Raw genomic sequence first — 12,908 nt, forward strand, 5'->3', positions numbered from 1 at the left:
TCGGTATGCCATTCGTTCATGCCCGGGTGCGGGCGTCAGGGCGCCATTTTAGCGGCTGGCGCGGCCCGGCTGAAGCGGATCAGTCCTCCGCCCGACGGAAAGCCAGCACCGCATTGCTGCCACCAAAGGCGAAGGCGTTCGACAGGCAGGCGCGCAGCGGGCGTTCCAGGGCGCCGCCACGCACATGGAGCACGCCTTCGCAGGCCGGATCGACCGTCTCCAGGTGGGCGGTGGGCGGAATCCGCCCCTGGCGCAGGGCCTGCACGCAGATGATGGCCTCGAGGGCGCCGGTCGCCCCCATCATGTGGCCGTGCATCGATTTGGTGGCGCTGACCGGCAGGGTGTTTGCCGCTGCGCCGAAGACCTGGCCGATGGCGTCGATCTCGATGGGGTCGCCCTCGGGGGTGGCGGTGCCGTGGGCGTTGACGTAGTCGACGTCGGCGGGGGTCATGCCGCCGTCCGCGAGGGCCTGGCGCATGGCCTCGACCTGTCCGCGTGCCGAGGGCCGCACCAGGTGCTCGGCATCGCTGCTGCAGCCATAGCCGGTCAGTTCGGCCAGGATCGTGGCGCCGCGTGCGCGTGCATGATCCCAGTCCTCGAGAATCAGCGCCGCGCCGCCTTCGCCCAGGACCAGACCGGCGCGGTCGGAGGCGAAGGGGCGACAGGCTGCGGCGGCGCCATGGGGCTCGGCCGGGGCCAGCACCCGCAGCGCTTCCCAGGCGCGCACCACGCCCAGCGACATCGGGCTGTCGGAGCCGCCGGCAATGACCACGTCGGAGCGGCCCTCGCGTACCCGCCGGAAGCCTTCGCCGATGGCGGTGGCCGCCGCCGCGCAGGCGATGGTGTAGGTCAGGCAGGCCCCGGCCATGCCGAACTCGATGGCGATGTGCGAGGCGGCGGTGTTGTTCATGCCCAGCAGCAGCGACAGGGGCGGGACGCGGCGGCGACCGTTCACGTACATCTCGCGATAGCCGCGCTCGAAGGTCAGCGTCCCTGCCAGCGCCGTGCCCCAATAGACCGCACCGCGTGGGTCCGGTCCTTCGGTGCGGGCCAGACCGGACTGCGCCCAGGCGCGCCGCGCCGCCACCAGGCCAAGCTGGCCGGAGCGGTCGAGGGTCGAGATGTGGGTGCCGAGCTCCGCCAGAGGGTCGAAGCCGCTCCAGTGCACCGCGGGGATGGAAATGGCCAGGTGGTCTTCGTCCCGCTCATGCAGTGCGACCGCCGATTCTCCGGCCAGCAGCCGGGTGAACAGCGCGTCGGCGTCGCTGCCCCAGGGGCCACCGACACCGATGCCGGTGATCGCGACTCGACGGGGCCGACTCATGAGCCCGACGTCGGCTGCAGGCCCAGGCGATCGAGCTGGGTGACGAGATCCTGGACCGTGGTCGGGTTGGGCAGGTCCTTGGGCAGGGTGATGCCGGTCTTCTCCTCGAAATCGAAGAGCAGTTCGAGCAGCATCAGCGAATCGATGCCGATGTCGGCCAGGGTGGCCTCGGGAACGACCGTCTCGGGCGCGATGTTGCCGTGGTTCTTGGCGAAATCACGAATCAGGTCCAGAGAGTTCATGCAAAATCCATTCGGGGTGCCGGCGGGCAACTCGGGGCTGGGGCGCACGACCGAACGCGCACCATGCGATCAAGCCGGGATTATACCCGCAGGCTCCGGGGAATTTTCATGCCCGCCGGCCCCGGGCCGTTGGTGGTCCGAGGGCGGAGCCCGCCTGATTTCTCGAGCGGTGGACAGAAAAACCGGGATCGCGGGATCCCTTGCGGCCGTCGGCGCAGGCGCCGGGATCAGCGCCCCTGCGTCGGGCCGACCCGATGCTTGTGCTTCTCCGTGCTGCTTTTTGCCTCTGCCGGGGCGACGAACCGGGCGGTGAACTCGCTGGCGGGCAGGGGTTTGCTGATCAGGTAGCCCTGGATCAGGTCACAGCCCATGGCGGCGAGCAGATCGTGCTGGGCCCGGGTTTCCACGCCCTCGGCGACCACCTGAAGGTCGAGGTTGTGGGCCAGGGCGATGATGCCGCGCACGATGGCGGCATCGGTGTCGGTATCCGCGTCGGCCCGGGCGCTGGCCAGATCGGTGACGAAGCTGCGGTCGATCTTGAGGATGTCCACCGGCATGCGCTTGAGGTAGGCCAGGGAGGAGTAGCCGGTGCCGAAATCGTCGATCGCCAGCCGCAGGCCGAGGCGCTTGAGCCGGTAGAGATTGTCGATGGCTTCGCCCTGACGGTCCATCCAGACACTTTCGGTCAGCTCGACGATGAGGTCTTCGGTGGCGACCTGGTGCTGGTCGAGGATGCGCTCGACCGTGGTGGCGATGTGTTCGTCCTGCAGCTGCTGGCCCGACAGGTTGATGGCGACGCGGAATCGCTGGCCGGCGGCGCGCCAGGCCTTGAGCTGGAGGCAGGCGGCGCTGAGCACCCACTCGCCGATGGGCAGGATGAGACCGGTCTCCTCGGCGATGGGGATGAACTCGTTGGGGCCGAGCAGGCCGCGGGTGGGGTGGCGCCAGCGCACCAGGGCCTCGGCGGCGATCAACTGTCCGCTGCCGGCGTCGATCTCCGGCTGGTAGTGCAGTTCGAACTCCTGCCGTTCGACGGCGTGGCGCAGGTCGTTCTCGAGCCGCATGTGTTCGCTGGCCGAGGTTTCCATCGATTCTTCATAGAACACGAAGCTGTGCTTGGAGTGCTTGGCGCGGTACATGGCGGTGTCGGCATGGCGCAGCAGCGTGCTCAGATCGGTGCCGTCGCGCGGGAACAGGGCGATGCCGATGCTGGCGTTCACGAAGATGTCGTGGCCGTCGATGACGTAGGGCGCGGCCAGATCGGTGGCGATCTTGTTGGCCACGGCGGCGGCCACCGAGGCCGAGCTGAGGTTCTCGAGCACGACGGTGAACTCGTCGCCGCCGAGGCGGGCGACGCAGTCGCCGGTGCGCACGCTGTGGGCGATGCGGCGGCCCACCGTCTTGAGCAGGCGGTCGCCGACCTCGTGGCCGAGGGTGTCGTTGACGAACTTGAAGCGGTCGAGGTCGAGGAACAGCACCGCGAGCAGGGCGTGCTGGTCACGGGCCTGTTCGAGCTGGCGTTGCAGGTGCTCCTTGAAATGGGTGCGGTTGGGCAGGCCGGTGAGGATGTCGGTATAGGCCAGGTGGCGGACATGACGCTCGGAGCGGCTGGCATCGATGGTGCGGCGCACGCGCTGGACGACGACGTTCAGGTGCAGCGGTTTGGTGATGTAGTCGTTGGCGCCGGCGGCGAAGGCGCGTTCGATGGAGTGGCGATCGTCCAGCGAGGTGATCATCAGCACCGGAATGTCCTTGCCCTGCGGCAGCTCCTTGAGCCGGGTGCAGGTGGCGAAACCGTCGGTGCCGGGCATGACGGCGTCGAGCAGCACCAGATCGGGGTCGCGGCTGGCGAGCAGGTCGATGGCGGAGGCGCCGCTGTCGGCCTCGTCGACGGTGAAACCATTCAATTCGAGCGCGTAGCGCAGCGCCGAGCGGGTGCTGCGATCGTCGTCGACGACCAGGACACGGGCCTTGGCGTCGGAGGGCGCCGGGGGCGTGGTCAGGGGTTCGGGGAGGAAGTCGCGCAAGGCGTCGGCGACGCGGTTGTACTCGGCGCACAGCTCGGCGGCCAGGCCGACGGCATCGAGCGCGGGGTCGGCCAGTTCCAGTTCGAGGGTTTCGGCCTTCTGCGCCAGGGTCGCCGCGCCGAGGTTGCCCGCCGCGCCCTTGATCTGGTGCGCACTGCTCTTGAGGGTGGCCCGGTCGCCCGCGGCGGCGGCACCCTGCAGGGCCGAGAGAATCTGCGGCATGTCTTCGAGGAAGGGCTGGATGGCCTTGTCCACAGCGCCGCCGAGGGCGTCGCGCAGGCGTTCGAGGACGGTGGGATCGACCGGGCTGCCCGAGGCGTTCGGCGGCTCGTCGTCGGCGCTCTCGGCGCTCTCGGCGCTCTCGGCGGCACCGGGGGCGCGGACGGCAAAGGGCATGTCGAACCAGCGACGCAGGGTGGCGGCCAGTGCATCGAGGGTCAGCGGCTTGGCCAGGTGATCGTCCATGCCGGCCTCGATGCTGCGTTCGACGTCCTCGCGGGCGGTGTCGGCGGTCATGGCGATGATCGGGGTGTGGCGCCCGCACAGGCGCTCGCGCTCGCGGATCGCCCGGGTGGCGGCGTTGCCGTCCATGCCGGGCATGTGGCAGTCCATGAGGATCAGATCCCAGCGCTCGCGGCCGTGCGCTTCGAGCGCGGCCATGCCGTCGGCGGCCAGCTCGACGCTGAGGCCGAGCATCTCGAGCATGCTGCGCACGATGACCTGGTTGGTCCGGTTGTCGTCCACCACCAGGACCTTGAAGCCGCCGACGCGACCGAGGCTGGGGGGCGGATGCGCGTCGGCGCCGTCGTCGAGCAGGCGCAGCACGCCCGACAGCCGCGAACGCCGCAGCGGCTTGGCCAGCGTCGCGCTCCAGTGGCGGTCGTCCTCGTCGCCCACGCGGGCGAGGGGGGCCATGAGCACCCAGCGGGCGGTGGCGCAGGCTGCGCTCTTGCGCAGCTTTTGCAGATCGGCGGCGGGGATGGCGCCGTCGGCCAGCACCAGATCGATGGGTGCGGCGTCCTGTTCTGCGGCGCCGATCTGTTGCTCCGCGCACTTGGGCGTGTCGCAGATGGTCGCCCTGGCGCCATACAGGGGCAGCTCCGTCTCGAGGTAGGCGCGGCCGATCCGGCTCTCCTCGATCACCAGCACCCGCTTGCCCTCGGCGATGGCCGGGGGGCGGGCCGTCTGCGACGTCGGCGCGGCGTGCAGGGGGATGGTGACGGCGAAGCGGCTGCCGCGGCCGGGCGTGCTTTGCAGGCTCAGCGTGCCGCCCATCAGGTCAACCAGCTGGCGGCTGATGGCCAGGCCCAGGCCACTGCCCTGGTGCCGTCGGGTGGGGGTGGCGTCGCCCTGGGTGAAGGAGTCGAAGATGCGGTCGTGCAGTTCGGAGGCGATGCCCGGACCGGTGTCGCAGATGCTCAGACGGATGTCGTGCCGGCCCTCATGGGGCGCCTCCGAGCCGTCGATCTGCAGCCACACTTCACCGCGCTCGGTGAACTTGATCGCGTTGCCGAGCAGGTTGGTGACGACCTGGCGCAGCCGGTCGCCGTCGCCGATCCATGCGGTGGGCAGATCGGGCGCGACGTGGTGGCCCAGTTCGAGGCCCTTCTCATAGGCCTGCGGGCTGAGCGAGTCGATCACGTCCTCGACCAGCTGGCGCAGGTCGAAACGGGTCTGGTTGAGCTCGATCTTGCCCGCCTCGAGGCGCGAGAAATCGAGCACGCCATTGACCATGTCGATCAGATGCCGGGCCGAGTCCCAGGCCATTTCGGTGAGCAGCTGCACCTTGGCGGGCAGACGGCTGGCGCGCAGCATGTTGAGACTGCCGATCACCCCGTTGAGCGGGGTGCGGATCTCGTGGCTGACGGTGGCGGCGAAGCGGCTCTTGAGCTTGGCGTAGGCCACGGCGCTGTCGCGTGCGGCGATCAGCTCGTGCTCCCGGCCCTCGAGCTCCTCCATCATCCGGTTGAAGGCCTGTTCCATGTCGGCGATGTCGCGCGGGCCGTCCAGGTCGGCGCGCACCCCACGCTCGCCGGCCATGGCCGAGGCCATGGAGCGCGCCAGATCGCGCAGCGGCCGGGTCAGACGGCGCGAGAGGATTTCGACAAGGACCGCGAACAGGGCAGCGAAAAGCAGCGAGATGGCCAGGTTGGAGACGAACAGGTCGTGGCGCAGGGCGTTGATGACACTCTTGCTCTGCACCACCCGGACCGTGCCCAGATGCTGGGTCTTCGGGGCCTCGGTCATGGTGAACGGGGAGGCGGCCTCGGGCGTGATGTCCACGGCGGCGGTGAAGCTCCAGATGGCATCGTCTTCGAGCTCGATGGCAGCACCGGGACCGTCCGGGTGACGCGGCATGGGCGGCAGCGACAGGGTCGGCGCCCCCTCCTTGCTGCGCGAGACCAGCACCTTGCCGCTGGCGTCGAAGATCTGGACCGCGACCACATCGGGGAAGGACAGCGTCGCGGCGACCGCGGCGGCCGCGTTCTCCGGCGCCGCCGAGAGCAGCGCCAGACGGCTCTGGTCGGCCAGGCTCGCGACCACGCTCGAGCCCTGGCGGATCAGGGTTTCGCGGATCTGCCGATCGCCGCGCACCGAACTGGCCACCGACGCGACGATCGCCAGCAGGACCAGGCCGAAGGCGATGGTCATGCTGAGCTGGGCGCCGAAGGTGCTTCGACGGAAATAGGCGATCAGACCCGGCATCGATCAGGGTGGGGTCACGCGTGCTGCCGGTTTAGCGAACGGGAAACAGCAGTGCCACATCTTTTTCTATGGTCTCCAGGTTGAGGCCCAGATGGCCGGCGGTGCGGGTGTTCAGTGCGAGGCGGACCTCGTGCAGTGGCTGGACGGCGCGCGGCTTGCCGCGGCCGTCGAGCAGCTCGAGGGCCGCGGCGGCGAGCTGGTGGCCCATGTCGGTGTTGTCCGGATAGAGGGCGAACAGCGCGCCGCGTCGTACGTGTGCCAAGGTGCTGGAAAACACTATTAACGACCGGTCCCAGGCTTGCTGAAGGATGAAAGGCAAAATGACCTGGTCATCGAGCACGGTGTTGTCCTGGGGCAGCCAGATGGCGTCGGTGCCCGAGCGGGCCTCGGCGGCGATGTCGTGAAAGCGTTGTAGCGCCGCGCGCAGATCGTCGGTCTCCAGGGGGACCAGTTCAATGCCATGCGCCTTGGCCGCCTGCTGCGCGATGGCGATGAGCCAGGCGTTCTGGCGCGACGAGTAGACCGTGAAGACCCGCTTGACGGACGGTGCGAGCCGTTTCAGATGCGCGAGCAGGAGCCGTGGATCGGGCGCCAGGCTGATCATGGTGCCGGTGGGTGGGCCGTCGCTGGGCGGGGCGAGCACGGCGCCGCCGACCACCGGTACGGTGTCGGGCAGGGCACTGGCGGCCTGGAGTCCGTGGCGCCCCAGGGCGATGACCGCCGCGACGGACTGCTGCTCGAGCCGGCTTCGGAGCGCATCGGGCGTCATGGCCGCGTCGAGGGCCACGGGAACGATCCGTCCTGGTGCGCTGGCCTCGATGCCCGATAGGATCTGGCGGAACACGCTGCGATAGGGCTCGCCCAGGTCCGGGTAGAGCACGGCGATCTGCCCGTTGCGGGGCCCGCCGGTGGCGTCCGCCGCGTGGCCGTTCGGCGGCGTGGCGAAAAGGCAGAGGATCAGCAGGAGGCTGCGCAGAAGGGCCTGCATCGACGGCAACAACGTGTCAGAACCTGAGGGTTCCCGAGAGCAGGAACGTGCGCCCCGGCAGCGGGAAGTCGTCTTCCAGGCCCGGCGCGGGGCTCGGCTCGTAGGCCTTGGCGTCGGCGACGTTGTTGACGGTCAATGACAGGTCCAGATCCTTGAGTACGTTCTCGGCGCGCAGGGTCACGTCGAGGAGGGCATAGTCGGAGAGCGCCGCGCGCGTGTCGGGGGTCTCGTTCGGGCGGGTCGGCTCGCGGCTGCGGTCGGCCACCCAGCTGAGCCGGGGGGTGACGACGATATCGTGGGCGAGCCGCCAGTCGGCACGCAGGTAGGCGCTCTGGCGCGGCGCGTTGCCGGGCGCCTTGCCGGTGTCCTCGTCGCGGCTGAACTGGTAGGCGTAATAGCCACCGAACTTGAGCCGGGCGCTGGCGCGCCAGCTGAACTCCAGCTCCAGACCGCGCCCGACGACGCGACCGGTGTTCTGCGCGGTCGCCCCGGTGGTCGGATCGCTGTTGGGCACCTGGCGCAGGGTGTCGCGGATGGTGTAGTGGAACAGGTTGGCGGACAGCTCGGTGTCCTGGTCCGGTTGCCAGGTGACGGCCGCTTCCCAGGATTCCATCTTCTCCGGCGAGACGTCCGGATTGCCCAGGGCGACCGGGTTGTTGATGTTGTATTGCTCGACGAAGGACGGCGCGCGGAAGGCGCGGCCGTAGAGCAGCTTGGCGCTGACCGTATAGCCGGCGTCCCACACCAGCGCCAGGCGCGGGTTGGTGGTGTGGCCGAAATCGGAGTAGGCGTCGTGACGCACGCCCGAGGTGAGCGTCCAGTTGCGCGACAGGCTCCACTCGTCCTGCACGTAGAGGTAGCGGTCCTGGCGGCTGTGCGGCCGCATGAAGGCATCCGCGGCCGCCACCTCGGTCAGGCCGGTGGGCAGGGGCGTGGGCACGTAGCCGATGCCCGGAAAATAGGTCAGGGCGTAGTTCTTGGTTTCGCGGACCTTGTACAGATCGAGCTTCTGATAGCCCGCGCCGAAACGCATCCGGTGATCCGCCCAGCCCGTGTACACGGCGGCGGCGGAGAGTCCTCCGTGGCGCTCCCATTTGTCGGGCCGCCCCTGCACGCCCTCGGGAAAGGTGTTGAATGCGCCGGGTGGATAGAGCCGTAGCCTGGAAAAATCGGTCATGTGAAGAAAGGTCGCCTGAACGGTGACGTCCCAGTCGCGTGCCAGATCACTCGGATGCCAGGTCAGGTCCGCGGTCCACCGGCGGGAGCGCCCCCGGCCCACGGGGTCGAGCGCGCTGGCGACCCCGGCGCCGAGTCCGAGATCACGACGGTCCTTCACGGCAGCCCGGAACTGCCAGTCATTGAGCACCACGTCCAGCGCCAGGTCGACACCCTCGCGGCTAAGCGACAGCGGCCCCGGTGCAAGCGAGGCATGCGTGCCGAGCCGCGCATCGATGCCACTTTGCGCGTCGTAGGGCATCGTCTGATCGTCGCCGTCGGTTTTTTGCCAGGACGCATAGAATCCGAGCGCGAACGGCCCTGCTCGTCCCGCATGATTGACCCACGCATCGCGCGTGTTGAAACTGCCGATACGCAGACCGGCTTCCGTGCCCTGCCAGCCGGTCGGGCTGCGCGTGATGATATTGATGACGCCGGAAAAGGCGTCGGCGCCATAGAGCGCGCTACCCGGGCCGCGGATGATTTCGATGCGCTCGATGTTGTCCACCGGCATGCCGCCCCAGGCGTTGCCCCGGTCGCCCGCGAAGACGCTGGTCATCGGAATGCCGTTGATCAGCAGCAGGACCTGCGGGTTGTACTGCGAGAAGTTGCCTCGCAAGCTGTAGATGGGGTTGTAGATCAGGCTTGACCGGGAGACATGGAGTCCGGGCACGCCCGCCAGCGCCTCGTCGAGATCTCGTGCCCCCAAGGCCTGGATATCCTCCCGCGTGACGACGCTGGCCACCGCCGGCGCCCGCCGCAGGGGCTGGGCATTGCCGGTGGCGATACTCACGAAGTCCTTGCCGCCATAGGCTGCAAGCAGATCCGGGTCGGCGAATGCCTCGGTGTCGGCCGCCGCGTTTGCCGTCATCGTCAATAGGGCGCAACCCGCAATCAGGGCGCGAATACCTGCCATGCGAACCTCGAGGTGGAGGGCTAGCGAACGTTATATGTGTTTTTCATGGTCGAGCCAAGCCGAATATACGCGGAATTTCGAGTGCAATTCCGTCCATCGTGAGCTCAGCGAGGCCATGAACGGGGCTCGTGTCCGTCATAGTGGACCTGCGAGGTGGGGATCGGAAACAGCCCGCCAGCCACATCTTGTCGGGCGGCCTTCCATACCGGAGGCATGCCACCGAGAAAGATGGTGGTGGTGAAACAGGCGTATTCGTCCCGCGTCAGTCCGAGATCCAGGCACAGGGCCGACACAATGGCGGCATAGTTCATGCGCATGCGCCAGCGTCCTTCGAGCAGGTGTCGCTCGATACGGAGTGCGGTCCGCACATGTGGCCCGTCGGCCAGATCCAGTGCCCGGGCCCGCGCGATGGTCGGCGCGATGCGCTCGTCGTCGGAAACCACCGGGCGGCCGTATCCACCGAGACGGCGATCCCGTTTCAGCGTCGTGGCGATGGCGTCCTGCAGATCGTCATCCGTGGCGTCCACGTAGCGGGCCAGGAAATCGTAAGACGCCAGCCCGGGGCCCATGCCGTAGATCTCCGCATCGGACACCGCCACGGCCGCGCCGATCGCCAGGCCGGCCGATGCCCGGCTGGAGCCGGCCAGCGCGGCGACCCGATTGTTCCAGATGCGTGGATCCGGATAGCTGGTGTAGGTCCACAAGGTCTCGAGCAGCTCGATCTCGTTGGGCGCGAACTGGCGGCCGGTCAGCGCAAACAGATACAGGTCGAACCACCGGCGCTCGCGGCAGTGATGATGTAACGGCTTGCCCCGTACGCGTGCGCCGACACCGGGAAAGAAGCCGCCTGTTGCGCTCTCGACATGGCCGATGCGGGCGACCCATTCGTCGGGCGTGGTTTTCATCGTGCGGCCTCGGGTTCGTAGCGTTCGCTGAGCGTGAAGAAGGGAAACTGCTTGTGGCTCTTGCCCGACTGCTCCAGCGCGTGGGCAAGGGTGCCGGGCAGCCGCAGCAGCAGGAACAGGGCTTCGCCCTGCTCTGGGCTCAGGTCAAGGTCGACACAGGTTGCGGCCGCCACGCCGAGCAGACTGAGGCCAAGGCCGGCGGTCGCCGACAGGCCGGTGTGCGCCTCGCGCAGTGTGACGAGACAATTCGCCAGGGGCGATGCGCACAGAATCTCCAGACACTGAAGAACGGGCCGGGCGGTGTCCCGTGTCAGCGGGGAGAAGCCCGGCCAGATGCCGCCTTCATCAGCCAGGTCGGCGAGTGCCCCGGCCAGCGTCGAAGCCGTGTCGGCTCCGTGTTGCCAGGCCTGCATGGCCCGGCGCAATTCCCCCGCACCGCCGTGATCGCCGCTGGCCACCGCCAGGGCGGCCATGAGGCTGGCGGCCGGTCGCGAGCCGCCGATGCCGCCGCACATGGCGGCATGCACCGACGGGTCGCGCGGGCCGGGGTTGGCGAGGGCGACGGCCAGGCGTTCGAGCAGGGCGGCCTGGTCCGCCGTCGGGGCGTCCCCGGTCAGCAGCAGCCACAGCATGTCGATCCAGCGCGCCTGACCGAGCAGCTCGCCGTAGTAGTCGTAGCCGTAGAGCCGCACCGAGCGGCCCAGGAAGGGCGAGCGCGGGTCGGGAGTCTCGTCCCAGATGCGGGTGTGGATGACCGGTTCGCTCATCGTGCGGTTCCCAGCGCTTCGAGGCGCATGCGGATGGGGGGCTCCTGCTCCGCGTCGATACGCACGTCGAGCAGGGTCGGTGCGTTGCGCGTGAGCAGGCGGTTCAGATCGAGGGCGGCCAGTTCGGCCTCGGAGTTGATGACCCGGCCGTCCACGCCCAGGGCGCGCGCCTGGGCGGCGAAATCGATGCGGGGCAGCTGGAAGCCGATCGGCTCGGCGCCGGCCAGGCGCTGGCCGTGCTTGACCATGCCCAGCGCGGCGTCGTTGAGCACGACGAAGATCACCGGCAGGCGTTCGGTTTGGGCGACCGTGAGTTCCTGGCCGCTCATCAGGTAGCTGCCGTCGCCGGTCAGGCACACCACCGGCTGGCCGCGCCGTGCCAGGGCCACGCCGATCGAGGCGCTGATGGCCCAGCCCATGGGGGCGAAGTCCATCAGCACCCGCAGCCAGCTGGCGGCCGGATTGCGCTGCTCGTGCAGGCCGAGTGCGGCTTCGGTGCTGGCCGGGCGCTGGCGCCGGCAGTGCAGTTCGAGGTGATGGATGGCCCAAGCGGTGCTGTTGCCCGGATCGGCGAGGAAGTTGGTGGTGGGCGGGCAGCGCTCGGAGAGTACTTCCATGAGCACCTGGGGGCGAACGCCCGGGGCGCGTTGCGTGGGCGTCGGCGTCAGGCGGGTGCCCGGCGCCGGTGTGGAGGTTCGCGGCGCCGGTGGGTGCGCGGCCATCAGCGTGAGCAGGTGGCGCGCCACGCCGACCGGGTTGCCCTGCACCTGCAGGCGCGCCATCGACGAACGCTGCAGATGTTCGATGCGCGCGTCGATGTGAATGAGGCGGTCGTTCAGCAGCGCCTCACTCCAGCCGGCGCTGGTCCATTCCCCGAGGCTGACGCCGACCGCCACGATCAGGTCCGGATCGTCCATGAGCAGCGCGCGCGCCTGATCGTGGCCGGCGAAACCGAACACGCCGCGATAGAGCGGATGCGCCGGATTGACGAAGCCCTTCGCGTCCGGCGTGGTGACGAAGCGGGCGCCGTGGGCCTCGATGAGGCGCAGGAACAGGTCCACCGCGCCGCCGCAGCCCTGGCCGAGGAGGAACACCGGGCGTTTGGCGTCGGTGAGGGCGTCGAACAGGGCCTCGACCGCGGCGGCATCGACCAGCGCGGGCGCCTGCAGCATCCGCTTCAGGCCCTGTGCCGGTGCGTGCCAGTGCGACGGCGCCGGCGCGCGCTGGATGTCCACCGGGATGGTCAGGTGCGCGGCGGCCCGGTGCTGCATGGCATGGGCGATGGCGCTGACCACCTTGGGCTCGGCCTGCTCGGGATGGGAGAGCAGGGTGTTGTAGCCGGTACAGTGGCGGAACATGCCCAGGGTGTTGACCCCGGTGCAGCCGGACTCCTGCAGGGCGCGGCGGCCGAAGGCGGTGAGCTTCGGCTGGCCGGTGATGGCCAGCACCGGGATGTTGTTGTCGTGGGCACAGGCCACGCCGGTGATCAGGTTGGTGGCGCCGGGGCCCGAGGTGGCGATGCACACGCCCAGGCGGCCGCTTTCGCGGGCGTAGCCTTCGGCCATGAAGGCCGCGCCGGCCTCGTGCCGGGTGGTGACGATGCGCGGGCCGTGGCGCCGGGCGCTGCGCGCCAGCGCGTTGTAGAGCGGTTCGATGGCGCCGCCGGGCACGCCGAAGACGTATTCGACGCCGATCTGTTCGAGGTGGGCGATGATCAGGTCGGCGACGTCGGTTTGCCTGCTTTCGTCATCCGACCGCATGAGGGCGGTAGGGGTGGGGCGATCCATGGCACTGTCCTTGATGCAAGTCGAGATTCGA

8 protein-coding genes are annotated in these 12,908 nt (G+C 69.1%); all 8 read right to left on the bottom strand.

Annotation, left to right across the window (positions count from 1 at the left end; translation table 11 throughout):
- Nucleotides 1-79 precede the first annotated feature (79 nt).
- The 8 genes from G3580_RS01845 to G3580_RS01880 all read right to left on the bottom strand — a co-directional run bounded on the left by G3580_RS01845 (nucleotide 80) and on the right by G3580_RS01880 (nucleotide 12,877).
- Nucleotides 80-1,324 (bottom strand): beta-ketoacyl-[acyl-carrier-protein] synthase family protein, encoded by a 1,245-nt coding sequence (locus G3580_RS01845; RefSeq protein WP_173763641.1) that lies wholly within the window; start codon nucleotides 1,322-1,324, stop codon nucleotides 80-82.
- Nucleotides 1,321-1,566: an acyl carrier protein gene (locus G3580_RS01850; RefSeq protein WP_173763642.1), complete on the bottom strand. Its 246-nt coding sequence runs from the start codon at nucleotides 1,564-1,566 to the stop codon at nucleotides 1,321-1,323. The genes G3580_RS01845 and G3580_RS01850 overlap by 4 nt, the downstream gene beginning before the upstream one ends.
- 227 nt (nucleotides 1,567-1,793) lie before the next feature.
- Nucleotides 1,794-6,299, bottom strand: a complete 4,506-nt coding sequence (locus G3580_RS01855; protein WP_173763643.1) for an EAL domain-containing protein — start codon at nucleotides 6,297-6,299, stop codon at nucleotides 1,794-1,796.
- 31 nt (nucleotides 6,300-6,330) lie between these two features.
- Nucleotides 6,331-7,287, bottom strand: coding sequence for an ABC transporter substrate binding protein (locus tag G3580_RS01860; protein WP_173763644.1), 957 nt, complete (start codon nucleotides 7,285-7,287; stop codon nucleotides 6,331-6,333).
- A gap of 16 nt (nucleotides 7,288-7,303) precedes the next feature.
- Entirely contained in the window at nucleotides 7,304-9,418 is a 2,115-nt protein-coding gene (locus tag G3580_RS01865) for a TonB-dependent receptor plug domain-containing protein (RefSeq protein ID WP_173763645.1), read from the bottom strand.
- Between the two features lie 104 nt (nucleotides 9,419-9,522).
- Complete coding sequence (locus G3580_RS01870; RefSeq protein WP_173763646.1) at nucleotides 9,523-10,323, bottom strand: citrate synthase family protein; 801 nt, start codon at nucleotides 10,321-10,323, stop codon at nucleotides 9,523-9,525.
- Nucleotides 10,320-11,090, bottom strand: a complete 771-nt coding sequence (locus tag G3580_RS01875; protein WP_173763647.1) for a citrate synthase family protein — start codon at nucleotides 11,088-11,090, stop codon at nucleotides 10,320-10,322. Before G3580_RS01875 ends, G3580_RS01870 begins: the two co-directional genes overlap by 4 nt.
- Complete coding sequence (locus G3580_RS01880; RefSeq protein WP_173763648.1) at nucleotides 11,087-12,877, bottom strand: thiamine pyrophosphate-binding protein; 1,791 nt, start codon at nucleotides 12,875-12,877, stop codon at nucleotides 11,087-11,089. The genes G3580_RS01875 and G3580_RS01880 overlap by 4 nt, the downstream gene beginning before the upstream one ends.
- Nucleotides 12,878-12,908 lie beyond the last annotated feature (31 nt).

It is taken from the genome of Nitrogeniibacter mangrovi, from assembly GCF_010983895.1.
GTDB lineage: Bacteria > Pseudomonadota > Gammaproteobacteria > Burkholderiales > Rhodocyclaceae > Nitrogeniibacter > Nitrogeniibacter mangrovi.